General features: G+C 58.4%; 32 protein-coding genes. 1 reads left to right on the plus strand and 31 read right to left on the minus strand.

Going from position 1 to position 21,205, the window contains the following annotated elements; genetic code table 11:
* Positions 1–10: 10 nt before the first annotated feature.
* Positions 11–1,396, minus strand: coding sequence for an MFS transporter (locus tag H9642_RS17455; RefSeq protein WP_251837750.1), 1,386 nt, complete (start codon positions 1,394–1,396; stop codon positions 11–13).
* A gap of 162 nt (positions 1,397–1,558) precedes the next feature.
* On the opposite strand from H9642_RS17455, the gene uvrA reads away from it, so the two are divergent.
* The gene (gene uvrA / locus H9642_RS17460) at positions 1,559–4,393 is read left to right on the plus strand and encodes an excinuclease ABC subunit UvrA (protein ID WP_251837751.1); all 2,835 of its coding nucleotides are present in this window, start codon (positions 1,559–1,561) and stop codon (positions 4,391–4,393) included.
* Between the two features lie 115 nt (positions 4,394–4,508).
* Here uvrA and H9642_RS17465 read toward each other — a convergent pair whose 3' ends face one another.
* The 30 genes from H9642_RS17465 to tuf all read right to left on the minus strand — a co-directional run bounded on the left by H9642_RS17465 (position 4,509) and on the right by tuf (position 21,188).
* Positions 4,509–5,966, minus strand: a complete 1,458-nt coding sequence (locus H9642_RS17465) for a catalase (protein ID WP_251837752.1) — start codon at positions 5,964–5,966, stop codon at positions 4,509–4,511.
* Between the two features lie 172 nt (positions 5,967–6,138).
* A complete protein-coding gene (rplQ, locus tag H9642_RS17470) occupies positions 6,139–6,528 on the minus strand; it encodes a 50S ribosomal protein L17 (protein ID WP_251837753.1) in 390 nt (129 codons plus the stop codon).
* Between the two features lie 45 nt (positions 6,529–6,573).
* Positions 6,574–7,575 (minus strand): DNA-directed RNA polymerase subunit alpha, encoded by a 1,002-nt coding sequence (locus H9642_RS17475; RefSeq protein ID WP_251837754.1) that lies wholly within the window; start codon positions 7,573–7,575, stop codon positions 6,574–6,576.
* Between the two features lie 22 nt (positions 7,576–7,597).
* Positions 7,598–8,218 (minus strand): 30S ribosomal protein S4, encoded by a 621-nt coding sequence (gene rpsD / locus H9642_RS17480; protein WP_251837755.1) that lies wholly within the window; start codon positions 8,216–8,218, stop codon positions 7,598–7,600.
* Between the two features lie 16 nt (positions 8,219–8,234).
* Complete coding sequence (gene rpsK, locus H9642_RS17485; RefSeq protein WP_251837756.1) at positions 8,235–8,624, minus strand: 30S ribosomal protein S11; 390 nt, start codon at positions 8,622–8,624, stop codon at positions 8,235–8,237.
* A gap of 18 nt (positions 8,625–8,642) precedes the next feature.
* A complete protein-coding gene (gene rpsM / locus H9642_RS17490; RefSeq protein WP_251837757.1) occupies positions 8,643–8,999 on the minus strand; it encodes a 30S ribosomal protein S13 in 357 nt (118 codons plus the stop codon).
* Between the two features lie 132 nt (positions 9,000–9,131).
* Positions 9,132–9,248: a 50S ribosomal protein L36 gene (gene rpmJ, locus H9642_RS17495; RefSeq protein WP_027590520.1), complete on the minus strand. Its 117-nt coding sequence runs from the start codon at positions 9,246–9,248 to the stop codon at positions 9,132–9,134.
* Between the two features lie 29 nt (positions 9,249–9,277).
* Positions 9,278–10,606 (minus strand): preprotein translocase subunit SecY, encoded by a 1,329-nt coding sequence (gene secY / locus H9642_RS17500; protein WP_251837758.1) that lies wholly within the window; start codon positions 10,604–10,606, stop codon positions 9,278–9,280.
* Positions 10,607–11,041, minus strand: a complete 435-nt coding sequence (gene rplO, locus H9642_RS17505; RefSeq protein ID WP_251837759.1) for a 50S ribosomal protein L15 — start codon at positions 11,039–11,041, stop codon at positions 10,607–10,609.
* A gap of 2 nt (positions 11,042–11,043) precedes the next feature.
* Entirely contained in the window at positions 11,044–11,223 is a 180-nt protein-coding gene (gene rpmD, locus H9642_RS17510; RefSeq protein WP_093985653.1) for a 50S ribosomal protein L30, read from the minus strand.
* A gap of 2 nt (positions 11,224–11,225) precedes the next feature.
* Entirely contained in the window at positions 11,226–11,753 is a 528-nt protein-coding gene (gene rpsE, locus H9642_RS17515) for a 30S ribosomal protein S5 (protein ID WP_251837760.1), read from the minus strand.
* 3 nt (positions 11,754–11,756) lie between these two features.
* Positions 11,757–12,107: a 50S ribosomal protein L18 gene (gene rplR, locus H9642_RS17520; RefSeq protein WP_251837761.1), complete on the minus strand. Its 351-nt coding sequence runs from the start codon at positions 12,105–12,107 to the stop codon at positions 11,757–11,759.
* A gap of 10 nt (positions 12,108–12,117) precedes the next feature.
* The gene (gene rplF, locus H9642_RS17525; RefSeq protein WP_251837762.1) at positions 12,118–12,651 is read right to left on the minus strand and encodes a 50S ribosomal protein L6; all 534 of its coding nucleotides are present in this window, start codon (positions 12,649–12,651) and stop codon (positions 12,118–12,120) included.
* A gap of 12 nt (positions 12,652–12,663) precedes the next feature.
* A complete protein-coding gene (gene rpsH, locus H9642_RS17530) occupies positions 12,664–13,056 on the minus strand; it encodes a 30S ribosomal protein S8 (RefSeq protein WP_251837763.1) in 393 nt (130 codons plus the stop codon).
* A 188-nt stretch (positions 13,057–13,244) separates the two neighbouring features.
* The gene (rpsN, locus tag H9642_RS17535) at positions 13,245–13,550 is read right to left on the minus strand and encodes a 30S ribosomal protein S14 (protein WP_251837764.1); all 306 of its coding nucleotides are present in this window, start codon (positions 13,548–13,550) and stop codon (positions 13,245–13,247) included.
* Positions 13,551–13,562: 12 nt separating this feature from the next.
* On the minus strand, positions 13,563–14,102 hold the full coding sequence (rplE, locus tag H9642_RS17540; protein WP_251837765.1) for a 50S ribosomal protein L5: 540 nt from the start codon (positions 14,100–14,102) through the stop codon (positions 13,563–13,565).
* A gap of 19 nt (positions 14,103–14,121) precedes the next feature.
* The gene (rplX, locus tag H9642_RS17545) at positions 14,122–14,436 is read right to left on the minus strand and encodes a 50S ribosomal protein L24 (protein WP_251837766.1); all 315 of its coding nucleotides are present in this window, start codon (positions 14,434–14,436) and stop codon (positions 14,122–14,124) included.
* A gap of 12 nt (positions 14,437–14,448) precedes the next feature.
* Entirely contained in the window at positions 14,449–14,817 is a 369-nt protein-coding gene (gene rplN / locus H9642_RS17550) for a 50S ribosomal protein L14 (RefSeq protein ID WP_003281831.1), read from the minus strand.
* A 23-nt stretch (positions 14,818–14,840) separates the two neighbouring features.
* Positions 14,841–15,107, minus strand: a complete 267-nt coding sequence (gene rpsQ / locus H9642_RS17555) for a 30S ribosomal protein S17 (protein ID WP_251837767.1) — start codon at positions 15,105–15,107, stop codon at positions 14,841–14,843.
* 2 nt (positions 15,108–15,109) lie between these two features.
* A complete protein-coding gene (gene rpmC / locus H9642_RS17560; protein WP_002555481.1) occupies positions 15,110–15,301 on the minus strand; it encodes a 50S ribosomal protein L29 in 192 nt (63 codons plus the stop codon).
* Positions 15,301–15,714 carry a 50S ribosomal protein L16 gene (gene rplP / locus H9642_RS17565; protein WP_251837768.1) on the minus strand — a complete coding sequence of 138 codons (414 nt, stop codon included), beginning with the start codon at positions 15,712–15,714 and terminating at the stop codon, positions 15,301–15,303. The genes rpmC and rplP overlap by 1 nt, the downstream gene beginning before the upstream one ends.
* 12 nt (positions 15,715–15,726) lie before the next feature.
* Positions 15,727–16,413 carry a 30S ribosomal protein S3 gene (gene rpsC, locus H9642_RS17570; protein WP_251837769.1) on the minus strand — a complete coding sequence of 229 codons (687 nt, stop codon included), beginning with the start codon at positions 16,411–16,413 and terminating at the stop codon, positions 15,727–15,729.
* Positions 16,414–16,426: 13 nt separating this feature from the next.
* The gene (gene rplV, locus H9642_RS17575) at positions 16,427–16,759 is read right to left on the minus strand and encodes a 50S ribosomal protein L22 (protein ID WP_251837770.1); all 333 of its coding nucleotides are present in this window, start codon (positions 16,757–16,759) and stop codon (positions 16,427–16,429) included.
* Between the two features lie 13 nt (positions 16,760–16,772).
* The gene (gene rpsS, locus H9642_RS17580) at positions 16,773–17,048 is read right to left on the minus strand and encodes a 30S ribosomal protein S19 (protein ID WP_090444963.1); all 276 of its coding nucleotides are present in this window, start codon (positions 17,046–17,048) and stop codon (positions 16,773–16,775) included.
* A 16-nt stretch (positions 17,049–17,064) separates the two neighbouring features.
* Positions 17,065–17,886, minus strand: a complete 822-nt coding sequence (rplB, locus tag H9642_RS17585; protein ID WP_251837771.1) for a 50S ribosomal protein L2 — start codon at positions 17,884–17,886, stop codon at positions 17,065–17,067.
* An 11-nt stretch (positions 17,887–17,897) separates the two neighbouring features.
* Positions 17,898–18,197 (minus strand): 50S ribosomal protein L23, encoded by a 300-nt coding sequence (rplW, locus tag H9642_RS17590; protein ID WP_251837772.1) that lies wholly within the window; start codon positions 18,195–18,197, stop codon positions 17,898–17,900.
* Positions 18,194–18,796, minus strand: a complete 603-nt coding sequence (gene rplD, locus H9642_RS17595; protein ID WP_251837773.1) for a 50S ribosomal protein L4 — start codon at positions 18,794–18,796, stop codon at positions 18,194–18,196. The genes rplW and rplD overlap by 4 nt, the downstream gene beginning before the upstream one ends.
* A gap of 14 nt (positions 18,797–18,810) precedes the next feature.
* The gene (gene rplC, locus H9642_RS17600; protein ID WP_251837774.1) at positions 18,811–19,440 is read right to left on the minus strand and encodes a 50S ribosomal protein L3; all 630 of its coding nucleotides are present in this window, start codon (positions 19,438–19,440) and stop codon (positions 18,811–18,813) included.
* A gap of 83 nt (positions 19,441–19,523) precedes the next feature.
* A complete protein-coding gene (gene rpsJ, locus H9642_RS17605) occupies positions 19,524–19,835 on the minus strand; it encodes a 30S ribosomal protein S10 (RefSeq protein ID WP_003463313.1) in 312 nt (103 codons plus the stop codon).
* Positions 19,836–19,988: 153 nt separating this feature from the next.
* The gene (tuf, locus tag H9642_RS17610) at positions 19,989–21,188 is read right to left on the minus strand and encodes an elongation factor Tu (RefSeq protein ID WP_251837775.1); all 1,200 of its coding nucleotides are present in this window, start codon (positions 21,186–21,188) and stop codon (positions 19,989–19,991) included.
* Positions 21,189–21,205: the final 17 nt, after the last annotated feature.

Raw genomic sequence — 21,205 nt, forward strand, 5'->3', positions numbered from 1 at the left:
CTCCTAGGCTTCAGCACGCAGGCGCTGGTTCGACCAGGCGCTCAAGAGACGTGCGATCCAATTGTTCGGTATCCACTTTAATATAGAGGGCGGCTTCCTCAGCCACCACTACGGCATCCGCTACGCCCGGCACTGCCAGCAACCGCTCGGTCAGCCCGGCATCGGCCATTGCCGTCGGCGACAGCGGCAAGCGCAAGCTGGTCACATAGGGAGGCTCGCGCATGGTAACAGCAATTATCGCCCACAGTGCGCAGAGCAGCGCACAGCCGATGAACACGCCGTCCAGTCCGCCGACCTGCATCAACCAGCCGCCCAGGATGCCGCCGAGCGCCGCCCCCAGGAACTGACTGGTGGAATACACGCCCATCGCCGTACCTTTGCCGCCGGCCGGCGACACCTTGCTGATCAGCGAGGGCAACGAAGCTTCCAGCAGGTTGAACGCGGTGAAGAACAGGATGGCGCCGATTACCAGCGCCATGAGGCTGTGGCCCACCTGCCAAAAATACAGCTCGCAGAACAGCAGCACGAGCACCGCGCCGGTCAAGACCCGCTTCATCTGGCGCTTTTTTTCGGCATAGATGATGAACGGCAGCATGCCAAAGAAGCCCACCAGCATTGCGACCAGATACACCCACCAGTGCTCTTCGCGGGGCAGACCACCCTGCTCCACCAGCGAGATCGGCAATGCCACAAAACTGGCCATGAGGATCGCATGCAGCACGAAAATACCGGCGTCCAGGCGCAGCAGATCGCCATGGCGCAACGTCGCACGCAACGCCTGGCGCGCCACACCGGATTCGCGATGCTGCAGGGGGCCTGCACTGCGTGGTACCAACCCAGCGATAATCAGAATACCCAGCAACGCCATGGCCGCCGTTGCCCAGAACAAACCGGACAACCCGAACGCCCGGGTCAGCAACGGACCGACCACCATTGCCACCGCAAACGACAAGCCGATGCTCATGCCGATCATCGCCATGGCCTTGGTACGGTGCTGTTCACGGGTCAGGTCGGACATCAGCGCCATAACTGCGGCGGAAATCGCCCCGGCGCCTTGCAGGACACGCCCGGCAATCACGCCCCAGATGGAATCGGCATTGGCCGCCAGCACCGCACCGGCGGCAAAAATCAGCAGACCTACATAAATGACCGGGCGCCGACCGATGCGGTCGGACAGCATGCCAAAGGGAATCTGCAGCACCGCCTGGGTCAGGCCATACGCCCCAATGGCCAGGCCAATGAGTGCCGGGGTACTGCCGGCCAGATCCTGCCCATAGGTGGCGAGAACCGGCAGCACCATGAACATGCCGAGCATGCGGAAGGCGAAGACCAGCGACAGTCCGCCGGCAGCCTTCAGCTCGACCGGCGACATACGCTCGCTATGCGGATCGTGCATGGAAATCCCTCATGAAAACCGGCGCCGATTCTAGCAGGCCGAGCCGCCAAGGGCTCGGGCAAAGCGCCGCGCCCGGTGAACTCAACCCCAGCCAAAGCTGACGCGGCTTGCCGGCCAGCCGTATACTTTGCCGTTTCCGCCCGCCATGCGAGGCCGCAGTACGTGGACAAGATTCTGATTCGTGGGGCACGCACCCATAACCTGAAAAACATCGACCTGACCCTGCCCCGTGACAAGCTGATTGTCATTACCGGGCTGTCCGGCTCGGGTAAGTCCTCGCTGGCTTTCGACACCCTGTACGCCGAAGGCCAGCGCCGCTATGTCGAGTCGCTGTCGGCGTACGCCCGGCAGTTTTTATCGGTGATGGAAAAGCCCGATGTCGACACCATTGAAGGCCTGTCGCCGGCGATTTCCATCGAGCAGAAATCCACGTCGCATAACCCACGCTCGACGGTTGGCACCATTACGGAAATCTACGACTACCTGCGTCTGCTGTATGCGCGGGCCGGGACTCCACGCTGCCCGGATCACGACCTGCCCCTGGAAGCCCAGACGGTCAGCCAGATGGTCGACCAAGTCGTGGCGCTGCCCGAAGGCAGCAAGCTGATGCTACTCGCGCCGATTATTCGCGAGCGCAAGGGTGAACACCTGGCGGTCTTCGATGAACTGCGCGCCCAGGGCTTCGTCCGCGCACGGGTCAACGGCAGGCTCTATGAGCTGGATGAGCCGCCCAAGCTGGATAAACAGAAAAAACATTCCATTGATGTGGTGGTGGACCGCTTCAAGGTCCGCGCCGACCTGCAACAGCGCTTGGCCGAGTCGTTCGAGACCGCACTCAAACTGGCCGACGGCATTGCCCTGATCGCACCAATGGATGACGACGAGCAGGAAGAACTGATTTTCTCCGCGCGCTATGCCTGCCCGGTGTGCGGCCATTCGATCAGTGAACTGGAACCCAAGCTGTTCTCCTTCAACAATCCGGCTGGGGCATGCGGCACCTGCGACGGCCTCGGGGTAAAACAGTTCTTCGATGCCAAACGCCTGGTCAATGGCGAACTGACCCTCGCCGAAGGTGCGATTCGCGGCTGGGACCGGCGCAACGTGTACTACTTTCAGATGCTCGGCTCGCTGGCCAGTCATTACGGCTTCAGCTTGGAGCGCCCTTTTGAAACCCTGTCTGCCGAAGACCAGAAAGCGATCCTGTTTGGTAGCGGCAAGGACTCGGTCGATTTCCGCTACCTCAACGACCGCGGCGATATCGTCAAACGTTCGCACCCTTTTGAAGGGATCATTCCCAACCTGGAGCGCCGCTACCGCGAGACCGAGTCGAACTCGGTGCGCGAGGAACTGGCCAAGTACCTGGCCACACAACCCTGCCCGGATTGCCGCGGCACCCGCCTGCGCCGCGAAGCACGCCATGTCTGGGTCGGGGAAAAAACCCTGCCGGCGGTGACCAGCCTGCCGGTGGGCGATGCCTGCGCCTACTTTGCCGACCTCTCCCTGCCCGGACGGCGCGGCGAAATCGCTGCCAAGATCCTCAAGGAAATTCGCGAACGTCTGGAGTTCCTGGTCAATGTCGGCCTCGATTACCTGACCCTGGAACGCAGCGCCGACACGCTGTCCGGCGGCGAAGCCCAGCGCATTCGCCTGGCCAGCCAGATCGGCGCCGGCCTGGTCGGCGTCATGTACATCCTCGACGAACCGTCCATTGGCCTGCATCAGCGTGACAACGAACGCCTGTTGGGCACCCTCACCCACCTGCGTAACCTGGGCAACACGGTGATCGTGGTGGAGCACGACGAGGACGCCATCCGCCTGGCCGATTACGTCGTGGACATCGGTCCCGGTGCCGGGGTGCATGGCGGCAGGATTGTCGCTGAAGGCACACCGTCCGAGGTCATGGCCCACCCGGACTCGCTGACGGGCAAGTACTTGTCGGGGCGCGAAAAAATCCGCTACCGCGCCGAGCGCACGGTTCGCAATCCGAATAAACTGCTCAAGCTCAAAGGCGCGCGCGGCAATAACCTGCAGAACGTCGACTTGGAAATTCCGCTTGGCCTATTGACCTGCGTGACCGGTGTGTCCGGCTCGGGCAAATCGACGCTGATCAACAATACCCTGTTCCCGATTACCGCGACCGCGCTAAATGGTGCGACCACGCTGGAGGTCGCTCCTTATACTTCCCTGGATGGCCTGCAGCACCTGGACAAGGTCGTCGACATCGACCAGAGCCCGATCGGTCGCACGCCCCGCTCCAACCCGGCCACCTATACGGGACTGTTCACGCCCATTCGCGAGCTGTTCTCCGGCGTGCCGGAAGCCCGCTCGCGCGGTTACGGCCCGGGGCGTTTCTCTTTCAACGTCAAGGGCGGGCGCTGCGAGGCCTGCCAGGGCGATGGCGTGATCAAAGTGGAAATGCATTTTCTGCCGGACATCTATGTGCCCTGCGATGTCTGCAAGGGCAAGCGCTACAACCGCGAAACCCTGGAAGTGAAGTACAAGGGCAAGAGCATCCATCAGGTACTGGAGATGACCATCGAGGAAGCGCGCGAATTCTTCGACCCCGTACCGGCCGTGGCGCGCAAGCTGCAAACCCTGATTGATGTCGGCCTTTCGTACATCAAGCTGGGCCAGAGCGCGACCACGCTGTCCGGCGGCGAGGCCCAACGAGTGAAACTGTCCCGAGAATTGTCCAAACGGGACACCGGTAAGACGTTGTACATCCTGGACGAACCCACCACCGGGCTGCATTTCGCCGACATTCAGCAATTACTGGACGTGCTGCATCGCCTGCGTGACAACGGCAACACCGTAGTGGTCATTGAACACAACCTGGACGTGATCAAAACCGCCGACTGGCTGGTCGATCTCGGCCCCGAAGGGGGTTACCGGGGTGGTCAAATCATCGCCACCGGCACGCCGGAACAAGTTGCGGACCTGCCACAGTCGCACACCGGGCATTTCCTCAAGCCGCTGCTGGAGCGCGACAAGGGCTGACAGTTGGTGCCATTTGGCGCGCCTGGCTGTACCTTTTCGCGTCGCGGCTGGATTAGTTTGAAAAGCAAAGAGCCCGCAGCATGCTGCGGGCTCTTTTTTGTTACCCCGAAGCCAGTTACAGGGCTTCTTCCACCGGAATACCCAAGGCATTCGCCACGCCGGTGCCATAGGCCGGATCCGCCTTGTAGCAGTGGAGAATGTGACGCAGCTTGATATGCCGCGCCGCATCACCCATTGCCCGCGCCGTGTTGCCGAACAGCCGCTGCTGCTCTTCAGAACCCATCAGGCGGAACAGGTTGCCTGGTTGGGTGAAGTAGTCGTTGTCGTCCGCACGATAATCATAGCGGGCGGCAGCGCCTTCCAACGCCAGTGGCGGTTCGCTGAAATCAGGTTGTTCCTGCCATTCGCCATAGGTGTTCGGCTCGTAGTGCAGACGACCGCCGTGGTTGCCGTCGACCCGCATCGCTCCGTCGCGGTGGTAGCTATGCACCGGGCAACGCGGGGCGTTGACCGGAATCTGGTGGTGGTTGACTCCCAGGCGATAACGCTGCGCGTCGCCATAGGAGAACAGGCGCCCCTGCAACATGCGGTCAGGCGAGAAGCTGATACCGGGCACCACGTTGGCCGGCGTAAACGCAGCCTGCTCGACGTCCTGGAAATAGTTGTCCGCGTTGCGGTTCAACTCGTAGTAGCCCACCTCGATCAGCGGATAGTCCTTTTTCGACCAGACCTTGGTCAGGTCGAAGGGATGGAAGCGGTACGAGGTCGCTTCAGCTTCCGGCATCACCTGTACATACATGGTCCAGCGTGGGAAATCCCCACGCTCGATCGACTCGAACAGGTCGCGCTGTGAGCTTTCACGGTCATTGGCAACGATGGCCGCGGCTTCTTGGTCCGTCAGGTTCTTGATGCCCTGCTGGGTCTTGAAGTGAAACTTGACCCAGTAGCGCTGGTTGTCGGCGCTGATGAAGCTGTAGGTGTGCGAGCCGAAACCGTGCATATGCCGGTAGGAAGCCGGAATACCACGGTCACCCATCACATAGGTGATCTGGTGCAGCGCCTCAGGCAGGCTGGTCCAGAAGTCCCAGTTATTGTTGGCATTGCGCATGTTGGTGCGCGGATCGCGCTTGACCGCATGGTTAAGGTCAGGGAACTTCAGCGGGTCGCGAAAGAAGAACACCGGCGTGTTATTGCCGACCATGTCCCAGTTGCCTTGCTCGGTATAGAACTTAAGGGCGTAGCCACGAATATCACGCTCGGCATCCGCCGCACCGCGCTCACCGGCCACCGTCGAGAATCGCGCGAACATTGGCGTCTTTTTGCCCACCTCGGAGAAAATCCTGGCCTTGGTATAACGGGTGATGTCGTGAGTGACCACGAATTCGCCGAATGCACCGGAGCCCTTGGCATGCATACGCCGCTCGGGGATCACCTCACGGTCGAAGTGGGCGAGCTTCTCAAGAAACCAGACGTCTTGCAGCAGCATGGGGCCGCGTGGACCCGCGGTCATCACGTTCTGGTTTTCGGCGACGGGAGCCCCGGCAACGGTGGTCAGCTTCGGCTTGTCAGTCATGGCATTACTCCTTGATTTGCATTCGGTTCACCCCGGGTTCAACCGGTTGATGGCAGCCATCTTAGGGGCACCGCCGCATGACCTCTAATGCGCAAAATCAAAGCCTTCGATTGATTTTTTTACGGACATAAAAAAACCGGGCACATGGCCCGGTTTTTTTTGACAACCGATATTACTCGGCCGCGGCTTCGACGGTACCAGCGACCGGACGGTCAACCAGCTCGACGTAGGCCATCGGAGCATTGTCCCCAGCGCGGAAGCCGCACTTGAGGATACGCAGGTAACCGCCCTGACGGGTGGCGTAGCGCTTGCCCAGATCGTTGAACAGCTTGCCGACGATGGCTTTCGAACGGGTACGGTCGAAGGCCAGACGACGGTTGGCGACGCTGTCTACCTTAGCCAGAGTGATCAGCGGCTCGGCAACGCGGCGCAGTTCCTTGGCTTTCGGCAGGGTGGTCTTGATCAGTTCGTGCTCGAACAGCGACACCGCCATGTTTTGGAACATGGCCTTGCGGTGTGCGCTGGTGCGGCTCAGATGACGGCCACTTTTACGATGACGCATGATTGAAATTCCTTACCAAACGTTCAGTTCGGTGATTGGGGACGATCAGGCAGTGGCCTTATCGTCCTTCTTCAGACTTGCCGGCGGCCAGTTATCGAGGCGCATACCGAGGGACAGACCACGGGAAGCCAGAACGTCCTTGATCTCGGTCAGGGACTTCTTGCCAAGGTTCGGAGTTTTCAACAGCTCGACTTCGGTGCGCTGGATCAGATCACCGATGTAGTAGATGTTCTCCGCCTTCAGGCAGTTGGCCGAACGAACGGTCAGCTCAAGGTCGTCGACCGGGCGCAACAGGATCGGATCAATCTCGTCTTCCTGCTCGACCACTTCCGGAACGGTGTCACCCTTAAGGTCGACGAAGGCGGCCAGCTGCTGCTGCAGGATGGTCGCGGCTCGGCGAATCGACTCTTCGGGATCTAGAGTACCGTTGGTTTCCAGATCGATAACCAGCTTGTCCAGGTTGGTACGCTGCTCGACACGGGCGTTTTCCACCACGTAGGCAATACGGCGAACCGGACTGAAGGAAGCATCCAGCTGCAAGCGACCAATGCTGCGGCTTTCGTCTTCGTCACTCTGACGGGCATCGGCGGGCTCATAGCCACGGCCGCGCGCCACCTTGAGCTTCATGTTCAGCACGCCGTTATCAGCCAGATTGGCGATAACGTGGTCGCCATTGACGATTTCGACATCGTGATCCAGCTGAATATCGGCAGCGGTGACCACGCCCGGACCCTTCTTGGAAAGGCTCAGCGTAACTTCGTCACGGCCGTGCAGCTTGACGGCCAGGCCTTTCAGGTTGAGCAGGATTTCGATGACATCTTCCTGCACACCCTCGATGGCGCTGTACTCATGGAGCACGCCATCGATTTCGACCTCGACCACTGCACAGCCAGGCATGGAGGACAACAGGATGCGACGCAGCGCGTTGCCCAAGGTATGGCCAAAGCCACGCTCGAGAGGCTCGAGCGTAATCTTGGCGCGGGTCGGACTGACCACCTGAACATCAATGTGACGGGGGGTCAGGAACTCATTTACCGAACTCTGCATGGATACACCTATTTTCTAGCCCTTACTTGGAGTAGAGCTCGACAATCAGGCTTTCATTGATGTCGGCGGACAGATCGCTACGAGCCGGAACGTTCTTGAACACACCGGACTTCTTCTCGGCGTCAACTTCGATCCATTCGGCACGACCGCGCTGAGCAGCCAATTCAAGGGCCTGGGCGATGCGCAGCTGGTTCTTGGATTTCTCACGAACTGCCACCACGTCACCGGCTTTCACCTGGTAGGACGGGATGTTCACGGTTTGACCGTTAACAGTGATCGACTTGTGGGAAACCAACTGGCGGGATTCAGCGCGGGTAGCGCCAAAGCCGATGCGGTACACAACGTTATCCAGACGGCATTCCAGCAACTGCAGCAGGTTTTCGCCAGTAGCGCCTTTACGGCTGGCGGCCAGCTTGTAGTAACCGCTGAACTGACGCTCAAGCACACCGTAGATACGGCGAACTTTCTGCTTTTCACGCAGCTGGGTGCCGTAGTCGGAAAGACGACCGCGACGCTGACCGTGCTGGCCAGGAGCCTGTTCGAGCTTGCATTTGGAATCGAGCGCGCGTGCACCACTCTTCAGGAAGAGGTCGGTGCCTTCACGGCGAGACAGTTTGCATTTGGGACCAATGTAACGTGCCATTTTTCACTGTCTCCTATTACACGCGACGCTTCTTCGGCGGACGGCACCCGTTATGCGGGATGGGCGTCACGTCGGTGATGCTGGCGATTTTATAGCCGCAGCCGTTAAGAGCACGCACTGCGGACTCACGACCTGGACCGGGACCCTTGACATTCACGTCAAGATTTTTCAGACCATATTCCAGCGCAGCTTGACCAGCACGCTCTGCAGCCACCTGGGCAGCGAACGGGGTGGACTTACGCGAACCGCGGAAACCCGAACCACCAGAGGTAGCCCAGGACAGAGCATTGCCCTGACGGTCAGTGATGGTCACGATGGTGTTGTTAAACGAGGCGTGGACGTGAGCGATCCCATCAACGACTGTTTTTTTGACCTTCTTACGAGGACGAGCAGCAGGTTTTGCCATGACTAGATTCCTACGCGATTACTTGCGGATCGGCTTACGCGGGCCCTTACGGGTACGCGCATTGGTCTTGGTGCGCTGACCGCGAACCGGCAGACCGCGACGATGACGCAGACCACGGTAGCAACCGAGGTCCATCAAACGCTTGATGTTCATGTTGGTTTCGCGGCGCAGGTCACCTTCAGTGGTGAGCTTGCCGACTTCGCCACGCAGCTGTTCGATCTGCTCGTCAGAGAGATCCTTGATCTTCGCAGCCGGATTTACGCCGGCAGCGGCACAGAGTTGCTGTGCAGTGGTGCGACCAACACCGTAGATGTAGGTCAGCGAGATAACAGCATGCTTGTTATCTGGAATGTTGACGCCTGCAATACGGGCCATTCAGTGAAACTCCAATTGACAGCTACCTACGCCCCGGAAGCCAAGAAATAGGGCGCGAGATATTAACGCTGTAGGAACGATTAATCAACCCGACAGCACACTAGCTGTCGGGCTATTGACGCTGTATCACACTCAGCCTTGGCGCTGCTTGTGACGCGGCTCCGCCTTGCAGATTACCCGCACGACGCCGTCGCGACGGACAATCTTGCAGTTACGGCAAAGCTTCTTGACCGATGCACGAACTTTCATCAGTAACTCCTAGAACCTTCCTGAATGCTTCAGCGGAGCATGCCGCTGCCATAGCCCTTCAGGTTGGCTTTCTTCATCAGGGATTCGTACTGGTGCGACACGAGGTGCGACTGCACTTGAGACATAAAGTCCATCACAACCACGACAACGATCAGCAACGAGGTCCCGCCAAGATAGAACGGAACGTTGGCCGCAACCACCAGGAACTGGGGCAACAGGCAGACGGCCGTCATGTACAGAGCACCGAACATGGTCAAACGAGTCAGAACGCCATCAATGTAACGCGCCGACTGCTCGCCCGGACGGATACCCGGGATAAAGGCACCGGACTTCTTCAGGTTTTCCGCTACGTCTTTCGGATTGAACATCAGCGCTGTGTAGAAGAAGCAGAAGAAGATGATCCCTGCGCTAAACAGCAAGATGTTCAACGGCTGACCCGGCGCGATCGACTGAGAAATATCCTGCAGCCAGCCCATGTTCTCGGACTGTCCGAACCACTGCCCCAGCGATGCCGGGAACAACAGGATACTGCTGGCAAAAATAGCCGGGATCACCCCTGCCATATTCACTTTCAGCGGCAAGTGGCTGGTCTGCGCAGCGAAGACCTTGCGGCCTTGCTGACGCTTGGCGTAGTGCACCGCAATGCGGCGTTGACCACGCTCAATGAACACCACGAAACCAATGATCGCAACAGCCAACAGGCCAATGACCAGCAACGCGACGATGTTGATATCGCCTTGCCGCGCTGACTCGAACGACTGACCGATCGCCGACGGCAGACCTGCAACGATACCGGCAAAAATCAGCATCGAAATGCCATTACCGACGCCGCGCTCAGTGATCTGCTCGCCCAACCACATCATGAACATGGCACCCGCCACGAAGGTGGTGATGGCCACGAAATGGAAGCCGAAATCAGCTGCAAAGGCTACACCCTGGCTTGCCAGGCCGATGGACATGCCAACAGCCTGAACGATTGCCAGCACCAGGGTGCCGTAGCGGGTGTACTGGCTGATCTTGCGACGGCCAGCTTCCCCTTCCTTCTTCAACTGCTCCAGCTGCGGGCTGACGGCGGTCATCAACTGCATGATGATCGATGCCGAAATGTACGGCATGATCCCCAAAGCGAAGATACTCATCCGTTCCAGCGCGCCGCCGGAAAACATGTTGAACAGGCTAAGAATGGTCCCCTCGTTCTGGCTGAACAACTCAGCCAAACGGTCAGGGTTGATTCCGGGAACCGGAATATGCGCACCGATCCGATAGACGATGATCGCCAGGAACAGGAAGCGCAGTCGAGCCCAGAGCTCGGACAACCCGCCGTTGCTTAGCGCAGAGAGAGCACCTTGCTTAGCCATTTAGTCCTCGAATTTTCCGCCAGCTGCTTCGATAGCCGCACGTGCACCCTTGGTGACGGCGATACCTTTAAGGGTGACAGCACGAGCGACCTCACCGGACAGCATTACCTTGACGCGCTGTACGTGTTGGCCGATCAGGTTGGCATCCTTCAGCGTTTGCACAGAGACCACATCGCCTTCTACCTTGCCCAGTTCGGAGGTACGAATCTCCGCGCGGTCCATGGCTTTCAGCGAGGTGAAACCGAATTTCGGCAAACGACGGTAAATCGGCTGCTGACCACCCTCGAAGCCGGGGGCGATGGAGCCACCGGAGCGAGAGGTCTGACCCTTGTGGCCGCGACCACCGGTCTTACCCAGACCGCTACCGATACCACGACCGGGGCGAGCCTTTTCGCGGCGTGCACCCGGCGCGGAGCGCAGGTCATTCAGTTTCATGGTTAACCCTCCACGCGCAGCAGGTAGTAGGCCTTGTTGATCATGCCGCGATTTTCAGGGGTGTCCTGAACTTCGACGGTATGACCAATGCGACGCAGGCCGAGGCCCTTGACGCACGCCTTGTGATTGGCCAGTCGGCCATTCACGCTCTTGATCAGCGTGACTTTGACAGTATTAGCCATGGTTAGAGAATCTCCTCGACGCTCTTGCCACGCTTGGCTGCAACGCTGGCCGGCGCCTGCATGGACTTCAGACCCTTGAAGGTGGCATACACCACGTTCACCGGGTTGGTGGAGCCATAGCACTTGGCCAGAACGTTCTGCACGCCAGCGACTTCAAGGATGGCGCGCATGGCACCACCAGCGATTACGCCGGTACCTTCGGAAGCCGGCTGCATGTACACCTTGGAGGCGCCATGTGCGGACTTGATCGGGTACTGCAGGGTAGTGCCGTTCAGGTCGACCTGGATCATGTTGCGGCGAGCCGCTTCCATAGCCTTCTGAATGGCCGCCGGTACTTCGCGGGACTTGCCACGACCGAAACCAACACGACCCTTGCCATCACCCACCACGCTCAGCGCGGTGAAAGTGAAGATACGGCCGCCTTTAACGGTCTTGGCAACACGATTAACCTGTACCAGCTTCTCGATGTAGCCTTCGTCGCGGCTATCGTCGCGATTGTCGCGATCGCGCTTTTGCTCGTGATTTGCCATAACTTAGAACTCCAGCCCGCCTTCACGAGCAGCATCGGCCAGCGCTTTCACACGACCGTGGTACTTGAAGCCAGAACGGTCGAACGCAACCTGGGAAATGCCAGCGGCTTTCGCACGCTCAGCCACCAGTTGACCAACCTTTTTGGCCGCGTCGATGTTGCCGGTGGCAGCATCACGCAGTTCTTTGTCCAAGGTCGAGGCCGAAACCAGAACCTTGCCGCCGTCGGCCGAAATGACCTGGGCGTAAATGTGCTGGGAAGAGCGGTACACGCAGAGGCGTACGGCTTCCAGCTCGCGCATTTTCAGGCGTGCCTTGCGAGCGCGACGCAGACGAGTTTCTTTCTTTACGCTCATTTGCTATGCCCTACTTCTTCTTAGCTTCTTTACGACGGACCACTTCGTCCGCGTAACGCACGCCCTTGCCCTTATACGGCTCGGGACGACGGAAGTCGCGGATTTCAGCAGCCACCTGGCCTACCACCTGCTTATCGATACCTTTGATTACGATATCGGTCTGGCTCGGGGTTTCAGCGGTGACGCCTTGCGGCAGTTCGTATTCGACCGGGTGCGAGAAGCCGAGGGCAAGGGACAGCACTTGACCTTTGGCCTGAGCCCTGTAACCGACACCCACCAGCTGGAGCTTGCGCTCAAAGCCTTGGCTGACGCCGACTACCATGTTGTTGACCAGCGCACGGGTAGTGCCGGCCATCGCACGGTTCTGCTGATCACCATTGCGAGCAGCAAAGCGCAGCTCGTCAGACTCCTGGATGACTTCAACAGACGGATGAATATTCAGTTCCAGAGCGCCCTTGGCACCCTTCACCGAAAGCTGCTGGCCGGACAGCTTGATTTCAACGCCAGCGGGCAGCTTGACGGGGTTCTTAGCAACGCGAGACATGCTTATCCCCCCTTAGAACACAGTGCAGAGTACTTCGCCACCCACGCCAGCGGCACGGGCAGCACGATCAGTCATCACACCTTTATTGGTGGAAACGATCGACACACCCAAACCACCGCGTACTTTCGGCAGCTGGTCTACGGATTTGTACTGGCGCAGGCCAGGACGACTGGCGCGCTTCAGCTCTTCGATAACCGGACGGCCTTCGAAATACTTCAGCTCGATGGACAGCAGCGGCTTGGCATCGCTGCTGACTTGGTAACCCGAAATGTAACCTTCGTTCTTGAGAACGTTGGCAACTGCCACCTTCAGCTTGGAAGCCGGCATGCTTACGACGGACTTTTCAGCCATCTGGGCATTACGGATACGAGTTAGCATGTCCGCTAACGGGTCCTGCATACTCATGGGCTAGACGCTCCTAATACAGAAAAATAGCCTTGCGGCTCATAATCGCCCGAGCTGCTCTAAAACAAAAAAGCCGGGCTCTGGCGAGCCGGCAATTCTAGAGATCACCCAGAAACAAATCAAGCCCCAGAGGGGCTTGATTTGATTTGTCGAGGCACACGAAGATTGCTCCCCGTGTCGCTTCGCACTTACCAGCTGGCCTTGACCAGACCTGGTACGTCGCCGCGCATGGCTGCTTGACGCAGCATGTTACGGGACAGGCCGAACTTACGGTAAACACCGTGCGGACGACCGGTCAGACGGCAACGATTGCGCAGACGAGCGGCGCTCGCGTCACGCGGTTGCTTTTGCAGTGCTACCTGAGCTTCCCAACGAGCTTCCTGAGTGGAGTTCGGGTTGGCAATGATAGCTTTCAGCTCGGCACGCTTTTTGGCGTACTTGGCGACCGTTTGCTGACGCTTCAGCTCACGGTTTTTCATGCTCTGTTTGGCCATTTCCTACTCCAATCAGTTGCGGAACGGGAAGTTGAAGGCGCGCAGCAGCGCACGGCCTTCATCATCGTTACGGGCGGAAGTGGTCAGGGTGATGTCCAAACCACGAAGCGCATCGATCTTGTCGTAATCGATTTCCGGGAAGATGATCTGCTCTTTGACACCCATGCTGTAGTTGCCACGACCGTCAAAGGACTTGGCATTCAGGCCGCGGAAGTCACGCACGCGCGGCAGGGAGATGGAGAGCAGGCGATCCAGGAACTCGTACATATGATTGCCACGCAGAGTGACCTTGACCCCGATCGGCCAGCCTTCGCGGACTTTGAAGCCAGCGATCGACTTGCGAGCGTAGGTAACCACCGGCTTTTGGCCGGTGATTTTTTCCAGGTCGGCTACTGCGTTATCGATGATCTTCTTGTCACCGATTGCTTCGCCCAGGCCCATGTTCAGGGTGATCTTGGTAACGCGCGGAGTTTCCATCACGTTGGCCAGCTGAAGCTCTTCCTTCAGCTTGGGCGCGATTTCCTTCCGGTAAATCTCTTTCAGTCGTGCCATGGTGTTTTACCTACGATGCTCAAGCGCCAACCGGCTTCTGGGTGGACTTGAAGACACGAATTTTCTTGCCGTCTTCAACCTTGAAGCCAACGCGGTCAGCCTTGTTGGTTTCAGCATTGAAAATCGCAACGTTGGAAACGTGCAGCGGAGCTTCTTTCTCGACGATACCGCCTTGAACGCCCAGCATCGGGTTCGGCTTGGTGTGGCGCTTCACCAGGTTGATCCCACCAACGACCAGACGGTCGTCAGCGAGCACCTTGAGCACCTTGCCACGCTTGCCCTTGTCTTTGCCGGCGATCACGATGATCTCGTCTTCACGACGAATCTTTTGCATGACGGCTTCTCCTTACAGCACTTCGGGGGCGAGCGAAACGATCTTCATGAACTTCTCGGTACGAAGTTCACGAGTCACCGGCCCGAAGATGCGGGTGCCGATCGGCTCTTGCTTGTTGTTCAGCAGAACAGCAGCGTTACCGTCGAAACGAATGATGGAACCGTCGGGACGGCGCACGCCATGACGGGTACGCACGACAACAGCGGTCATCACCTGGCCCTTCTTCACCTTGCCACGCGGAATTGCTTCCTTGACCGTGACCTTGATGATGTCGCCGATACCGGCGTAACGGCGGTGCGAACCACCGAGGACCTTGATGCACATAACGCGACGAGCACCGCTGTTGTCAGCGACGTCGAGCATGGATTGAGTCTGAATCATAAAATTTCTCCGACCCCTAGTCCTTAGACTTCCACTGCGCGTTCAACGACTTCCACCAGGGCCCAAGTCTTGGTCTTGGCCAGCGGACGGGTCTCACGGATGGTGACCTTGTCGCCGGTACGGCACTGGTTGGTTTCGTCGTGGGCGTGCAGCTTGGTCGAACGCTTCACATACTTACCGTAGATCGGGTGCTTTACGCGACGCTCGATCAGAACGGTGATGGTTTTGTCCATCTTGTCGCTGACAACACGGCCGGTCAGCGTACGGACTGTCTTTTCGGCTTCAGCCATGATCACTTACCTGCCTGCTGGTTGAGCACAGTTTTCACGCGAGCGATGTCACGCTTAACTTGCGAGAGCAGGTGAGACTGCCCCAACTGGCCAGTTGCTTTCTGCATGCGCAGATTGAACTGGTCGCGCAGCAGGCCGAGCAGTTGCTCGTTCAGCTGCTGTGCTGATTTTTCACGAAGTTCATTCGCTTTCATCACATCACCGTCCGCTTAACAAAGGAGGTGGCGAGCGGCAGCTTTGCAGCGGCCAGGGCGAATGCCTCACGCGCCAGCTCTTCGGAAACACCCTCGATCTCGTAAAGCACCTTGCCCGGCTGAATCTGGGCTACCCAGTACTCGACGCTGCCCTTACCTTTACCCATACGAACTTCGAGGGGCTTTTTGGTGACAGGCTTGTCGGGGAAGACGCGGATCCAGATCTTGCCGCCACGCTTCACGTGACGGGTGAGTGCACGACGTGCAGCTTCGATCTGGCGAGCAGTCAAACGACCACGGCCCACGGACTTCAGTGCAAACTCGCCGAAGCTGACTTTGCTACCGCGCTGGGCCAAGCCACGGTTGTGGCCAGTCATCTGCTTGCGGAACTTCGTACGCTTTGGTTGCAACATTTGGCGTACTCCTTATTTCTTGGCAGCTTTACGAGGAGCGGGCGCCTGCGGCTTGAGCTCTTCCTGGCGGCCACCGATGACCTCGCCCTTGAAGATCCAAACCTTGACACCGATCACACCGTAGGTGGTGTGCGCTTCGTAGGTGTTGTAATCGATATCGGCACGCAGGGTGTGCAGAGGCACACGACCTTCGCGATACCATTCGGTGCGGGCGATTTCAGCCCCACCCAAACGACCACTGACCTGGATCTTGATGCCCTTGGCACCAATGCGCATGGCGTTCTGTACAGCGCGCTTCATGGCGCGACGGAACATCACGCGACGCTCCAGCTGCTGAGCAACGCTCTGTGCAACCAGCATGGCGTCGAGCTCCGGCTTGCGGATCTCTTCGATATTGATGTGCACCGGCACACCCATTTGCTTGGTCAGGTCCTGACGCAGCTTCTCAACATCTTCACCTTTCTTGCCGATCACGATGCCGGGACGAGCGGTGTGGATGGTGATACGTGCAGTCTGAGCCGGACGAGCAATGTCGATGCGGCTAATGGACGCGTTTTTTAGTTTGTCGTGGAGATATTCACGCACCTTGATGTCGGCGAGCAGATAATCGGCGTATTGGCCTTTTTCTGCATACCAAACGGAGGTGTGCTCCTTGACGATACCCAGGCGAATGCCAGTGGGATGTACTTTCTGACCCATCTGATCGACTCCGTTACTTGTCCGCAACCTTGACAGTGATATGGCAAGACCGCTTGACGATGCGATCAGCACGGCCCTTGGCCCGCGGCATGATGCGCTTCAGCGAACGCCCTTCGTTGACGAAAACGGTGGAAACCTTCAGGTCGTCCACGTCAGCGCCCTCATTGTGCTCAGCGTTGGCCACGGCCGACTCCAGCACTTTTTTCAGCAGTTCAGCGGCTTTCTTGTTGCTGAAAGCCAACAGGTTGAGCGCTTCGCCCACCTTCTTCCCGCGGATTTGGTCGGCGACCAAGCGGGCTTTCTGGGCGGAGATACGAGCGCCAGACAGCTTAGCGGCTACTTCCATCTTTCCTTACCCCTTAACGCTTGGCTTTTTTGTCAGCCACGTGCCCGCGATAGGTGCGGGTAGCAGCGAACTCGCCGAGTTTGTGGCCGACCATGTCTTCGTTCACGAGAACCGGGACATGCTGACGACCGTTATGCACGGCGATGGTCAGACCGACCATTTGCGGCAGGATCATCGAACGACGCGACCAGGTTTTCACCGGCTTGCGATCGTTCTTTTCCACCGCCACTTCGATCTTCTTCAGTAGGTGAAGATCAATAAAAGGACCTTTTTTCAGAGAACGCGGCACAGTCGTATCCCTCTAGTTACTTACGGCGACGGACGATCATATTGTCGGTGCGCTTATTGGTGCGGGTTTTCTTGCCCTTGGTCGGGAAGCCCCACGGCGACACCGGATGACGACCACCAGAGGTACGACCTTCACCACCACCATGCGGGTGATCAACCGGGTTCATGGCCACGCCACGTACGGTCGGACGGACACCCTTCCAGCGCTTGGCGCCAGCCTTGCCCAGCGAACGCAGGCTGTGCTCGTGGTTCGAGACTTCGCCCAGGGTCGCACGGCACTCAGCCAATACTTTACGCATTTCGCCGGAGCGCAGACGCACGGTCACGTAGGCGCCCTCACGGGCTACCAACTGAGCCGAAGCACCAGCGGAACGCGCGATCTGAGCACCCTTGCCCGGCTTCAGCTCGATACCATGAATGGTCGAACCCACCGGAATATTGCGCAGCGGCAGGCTGTTGCCAGCCTTGATCGGCGCGTTGGCACCGGAAATCAGCTGATCGCCCGACACTACGCCCTTGGGCGCAATGATGTAGCGACGCTCACCGTCGGCATACTTCAGCAGCGCGATGTGCGCGGTACGGTTCGGGTCATATTCGATGCGCTCAACGATGGCTGGAATGCCATCCTTGTTGCGACGAAAGTCGACCAGACGGTAATGTTGCTTGTGACCACCGCCGATGTGGCGGGTGGTGATGCGACCGTTGTTGTTACGACCACCGGTCTTGGACTTCTTTTCCAGCAGCGGAGCGTACGGAGCGCCCTTGTGCAGGTCCTGCCCAACCACTTTGACGACAAAGCGGCGGCCAGCGGAAGTCGGTTTGCATTTAACGATTGCCATGATGCACCCCTTTACTCAGCGCTGCTGGCGAAATCGAGATCTTGACCTGGCTGGAGAGCGATGTACGCCTTCTTCCAGTCATTACGCTTGCCCAGACCGCGAGCGGTACGCTTGGTTTTACCCTGCACGTTGACAGTGCGGATACCGGCGACCTTCACGCTGAACAGGCTTTCGACGGCCTTCTTGATTTCCAGCTTGGTTGCATCAGTGGCAACCTTGAAAACGAACTGACTCTTGCTGTCGGCCAGAACAGTAGCCTTCTCGGAGACATGCGGGCCAAGCAGTACTTTAAATACGCGTTCCTGGTTCATCCCAGCAGCTCCTCGAATTTCTTCACTGCCGACACAGTCATCAATACTTTGTCGTAAGCGATCAGGCTGACCGGATCGACGCCCTGCACATCACGCACATCAACATGCGGCAGGTTGCGTGCAGCCAGGTACAGGTTCTGATCAATAGCTTCGGACACGATCAGGACGTCAGTCAGCGACAGACCGTTCAGCTTGTTCAGCAGGCCTTTGGTTTTGGGTGCATCCACAACAAAATCTTCAACCACGACCAGACGCTCGGTACGAGCCAGCTCAGCGAGGATGGAGCGCAGAGCTGCGCGATACATCTTCTTGTTGAGCTTCTGGGAGTGATCCTGCGGCTTGGCCGCGAAGGTCACACCACCGCTACGCCAGATGGGGCTGCGGATAGTACCGGCACGAGCACGGCCAGTGCCCTTCTGACGGAACGGCTTGGCGCCGCCACCAGATACTTCGGAACGGGTCTTCTGCGCGCGAGTACCCTGGCGACCGCCAGCCATATAGGCCACGACTGCTTGGTGTACCAGCGTTTCGTTGAATTCACCGCCGAAGATACGATCGGAAACTTCGATCGCCTGAGCGCCATTTACATTCAATTGCATCTCAGATTCTCCCCTTACGCCTTGGCAGCCGGACGGACGACAACGTCACCGCCGGTAGCGCCTGGAACGGCACCCTTGACCAGCAGCAGGTTACGTTCGGCATCCACGCGCACCACTTCCAGGGACTGCACGGTCACGCGCTCAGCGCCCATATGACCGGACATTTTCTTGCCCTTGAAAACACGACCAGGAGTCTGGCACTGGCCAATGGAACCTGGAACGCGGTGAGAGACGGAGTTGCCGTGAGTGTTGTCTTGTCCGCGGAAATTCCAGCGCTTGATGGTACCGGCAAAGCCTTTACCCTTGGACTGACCGGTCACATCGACCAGTTGACCTGCCTGGAAAATTTCGGCATTAATCTGATCACCCGCCTGGTACTCACCCTCTTCGAGGCGGAATTCCAGAACGGCACGACCAGCAGCGACATTCGCTTTGGCGAAGTGACCGGCTTGCGCCTTGGTCACACGGGAAGCGCGACGCTCGCCGACAGTTACCTGTACAGCGCGATAGCCATCGCTCTCTTCGTTTTTGAATTGGGTCACGCGATTCGGCTCGATCTCAATGACCGTAACCGGAATGGAGACACCTTCTTCGGTGAAAATGCGGGTCATCCCACACTTACGACCGACTACACCAATAGTCATGTTGTAAACCTCATGAGTGTACGGGGCTTTCACCCGCTATGGCCGCCCATTTCAGAGCGTTACACGACTAAAACCGGCAGGTTTTAGCCGAGGCTGATCTGCACTTCCACACCAGCCGCAAGATCGAGCTTCATCAGCGCATCGACAGTCTTGTCGGTCGGCTGAACGATGTCCAGCACACGCTTATGGGTACGAATTTCATACTGGTCGCGCGCGTCTTTGTTGACGTGCGGAGAAACCAGTACCGTGTACCGCTCCTTGCGGGTAGGCAGAGGAATTGGACCACGCACCTGAGCACCAGTACGTTTCGCGGTTTCCACGATTTCCTGGGTTGATTGATCGATCAGGCGATGGTCAAAAGCCTTCAACCGAATACGGATTTGTTGGTTTTGCATTTTGACCTCAGACTCCAATTTGCCATCCCTAACGGGCGGAATACGCCCGTTAAAAGGAGGCGCAATTGTACGGATGCCCCTACAGGGTGTCAATCTTTGACCAGCCAAAACAAAAAGGGCCCCGAAGGACCCTTTTTGCCACCAATCAACCGATTACTCGATGATCTTGGCAACCACGCCAGCGCCTACGGTACGGCCGCCTTCGCGAATCGCGAAACGCAGACCGTCTTCCATGGCGATCGGAGCGATCAGGGTAACAACCATCTTCACGTTGTCGCCCGGCATCACCATCTCAACGCCTTCCGGCAGTTCGCAGTTACCGGTGACGTCAGTGGTACGGAAGTAGAACTGCGGACGGTAGCCCTTGAAGAACGGGGTGTGACGACCACCTTCTTCCTTGGACAGCACGTACACTTCGCCTTCGAACTTGGTGTGCGGCTTGATGGTGCCCGGCTTGGCCAGAACCTGACCACGCTCCACGTCTTCACGCTTGGTGCCGCGCAGCAGCACGCCCACGTTCTCACCGGCACGACCTTCGTCGAGCAGCTTGCGGAACATTTCAACGCCCGTGCACGTGGTCTTGACAGTATCCTTGATACCGACAATTTCCACTTCTTCCTGGATGCGCACGATACCGCGCTCGACACGACCGGTTACCACGGTACCGCGGCCGGAGATCGAGAACACGTCTTCGATCGGCATCAGGAACGGACGGTCGATGGCACGCACCGGCTCCGGAATGTAGGAGTCCAGGGTTTCCACCAGGGTCTTCACCGCAGTGGTGCCCATGCCGTTGTCATCCTGGCCGTTCAGGGCCATCAGCGCGGAGCCGATGATGATCGGGGTGTCGTCGCCCGGGAAGTCGTAGGTGCTCAGCAGATCGCGAACTTCCATCTCGACCAGTTCCAGCAGCTCAGCGTCGTCAACCATGTCCGCCTTGTTCAGGAAGACCACGATGTACGGAACGCCAACCTGACGGGACAGCAGGATGTGCTCGCGGGTTTGCGGCATGGGGCCGTCAGCAGCCGAGCAGACCAAGATCGCGCCGTCCATCTGGGCAGCACCGGTGATCATGTTCTTCACATAGTCAGCGTGACCCGGGCAGTCAACGTGCGCGTAGTGACGGGTCGGGGAATCATATTCAACGTGCGAAGTGTTGATGGTGATACCACGAGCCTTTTCTTCCGGCGCGTTGTCGATCTGGTCGTAACCCTTGGAAGCACCACCGCTGCCGAATACTTCGGCGCAGACGCGGGTCAGGGCTGCGGTCAGCGTGGTCTTGCCATGGTCAACGTGACCGATGGTGCCAACGTTGAGGTGCGGTTTGCTACGTTCAAATTTTTCTTTAGCCACGACAGTAAACTCCTAGC

The sequence above is a fragment of the Serpens gallinarum genome, assembly GCF_014836765.1.
Taxonomy (GTDB): Bacteria; Pseudomonadota; Gammaproteobacteria; order Pseudomonadales; family Pseudomonadaceae; genus Serpens; species Serpens gallinarum.

Bases quoted from the DNA above. Each gene is read 5' to 3' on its own strand.
- H9642_RS17455 (WP_251837750.1), bottom strand. From the start codon at position 1,396: ATGCACGATCCGCATAGCGAGCGTATGTCGCCGGTCGAGCTGAAGGCT.
- H9642_RS17465 (WP_251837752.1), bottom strand. From the start codon at position 5,966: ATGACTGACAAGCCGAAGCTGACCACCGTTGCCGGGGCTCCCGTCGCC.
- rplQ (WP_251837753.1), bottom strand. From the start codon at position 6,528: ATGCGTCATCGTAAAAGTGGCCGTCATCTGAGCCGCACCAGCGCACAC.
- H9642_RS17475 (WP_251837754.1), bottom strand. From the start codon at position 7,575: ATGCAGAGTTCGGTAAATGAGTTCCTGACCCCCCGTCACATTGATGTT.
- rpsD (WP_251837755.1), bottom strand. From the start codon at position 8,218: ATGGCACGTTACATTGGTCCCAAATGCAAACTGTCTCGCCGTGAAGGC.
- rpsK (WP_251837756.1), bottom strand. From the start codon at position 8,624: ATGGCAAAACCTGCTGCTCGTCCTCGTAAGAAGGTCAAAAAAACAGTC.
- rpsM (WP_251837757.1), bottom strand. From the start codon at position 8,999: ATGGCCCGTATTGCAGGCGTCAACATTCCAGATAACAAGCATGCTGTT.
- rpmJ (WP_027590520.1), bottom strand. From the start codon at position 9,248: ATGAAAGTTCGTGCATCGGTCAAGAAGCTTTGCCGTAACTGCAAGATT.
- secY (WP_251837758.1), bottom strand. From the start codon at position 10,606: ATGGCTAAGCAAGGTGCTCTCTCTGCGCTAAGCAACGGCGGGTTGTCC.
- rplO (WP_251837759.1), bottom strand. From the start codon at position 11,041: ATGAAACTGAATGACCTGCGCTCCGCGCCGGGTGCACGCCGCGAAAAG.
- rpmD (WP_093985653.1), bottom strand. From the start codon at position 11,223: ATGGCTAATACTGTCAAAGTCACGCTGATCAAGAGCGTGAATGGCCGA.
- rpsE (WP_251837760.1), bottom strand. From the start codon at position 11,753: ATGGCAAATCACGAGCAAAAGCGCGATCGCGACAATCGCGACGATAGC.
- rplR (WP_251837761.1), bottom strand. From the start codon at position 12,107: ATGAGCGTAAAGAAAGAAACTCGTCTGCGTCGCGCTCGCAAGGCACGC.
- rplF (WP_251837762.1), bottom strand. From the start codon at position 12,651: ATGTCTCGCGTTGCTAAGAACCCCGTCAAGCTGCCCGCTGGCGTTGAA.
- rpsH (WP_251837763.1), bottom strand. From the start codon at position 13,056: ATGAGTATGCAGGACCCGTTAGCGGACATGCTAACTCGTATCCGTAAT.
- rpsN (WP_251837764.1), bottom strand. From the start codon at position 13,550: ATGGCCAAACAGAGCATGAAAAACCGTGAGCTGAAGCGTCAGCAAACG.
- rplE (WP_251837765.1), bottom strand. From the start codon at position 14,102: ATGGCACGACTGAAAGAGATTTACCGGAAGGAAATCGCGCCCAAGCTG.
- rplX (WP_251837766.1), bottom strand. From the start codon at position 14,436: ATGCAAAAGATTCGTCGTGAAGACGAGATCATCGTGATCGCCGGCAAA.
- rplN (WP_003281831.1), bottom strand. From the start codon at position 14,817: ATGATTCAGACTCAATCCATGCTCGACGTCGCTGACAACAGCGGTGCT.
- rpsQ (WP_251837767.1), bottom strand. From the start codon at position 15,107: ATGGCTGAAGCCGAAAAGACAGTCCGTACGCTGACCGGCCGTGTTGTC.
- rpmC (WP_002555481.1), bottom strand. From the start codon at position 15,301: ATGAAAGCGAATGAACTTCGTGAAAAATCAGCACAGCAGCTGAACGAG.
- rplP (WP_251837768.1), bottom strand. From the start codon at position 15,714: ATGTTGCAACCAAAGCGTACGAAGTTCCGCAAGCAGATGACTGGCCAC.
- rpsC (WP_251837769.1), bottom strand. From the start codon at position 16,413: ATGGGTCAGAAAGTACATCCCACTGGCATTCGCCTGGGTATCGTCAAG.
- rplV (WP_251837770.1), bottom strand. From the start codon at position 16,759: ATGGAAGTAGCCGCTAAGCTGTCTGGCGCTCGTATCTCCGCCCAGAAA.
- rplB (WP_251837771.1), bottom strand. From the start codon at position 17,886: ATGGCAATCGTTAAATGCAAACCGACTTCCGCTGGCCGCCGCTTTGTC.
- rplW (WP_251837772.1), bottom strand. From the start codon at position 18,197: ATGAACCAGGAACGCGTATTTAAAGTACTGCTTGGCCCGCATGTCTCC.
- rplD (WP_251837773.1), bottom strand. From the start codon at position 18,796: ATGCAATTGAATGTAAATGGCGCTCAGGCGATCGAAGTTTCCGATCGT.
- rplC (WP_251837774.1), bottom strand. From the start codon at position 19,440: ATGACTATTGGTGTAGTCGGTCGTAAGTGTGGGATGACCCGCATTTTC.
- rpsJ (WP_003463313.1), bottom strand. From the start codon at position 19,835: ATGCAAAACCAACAAATCCGTATTCGGTTGAAGGCTTTTGACCATCGC.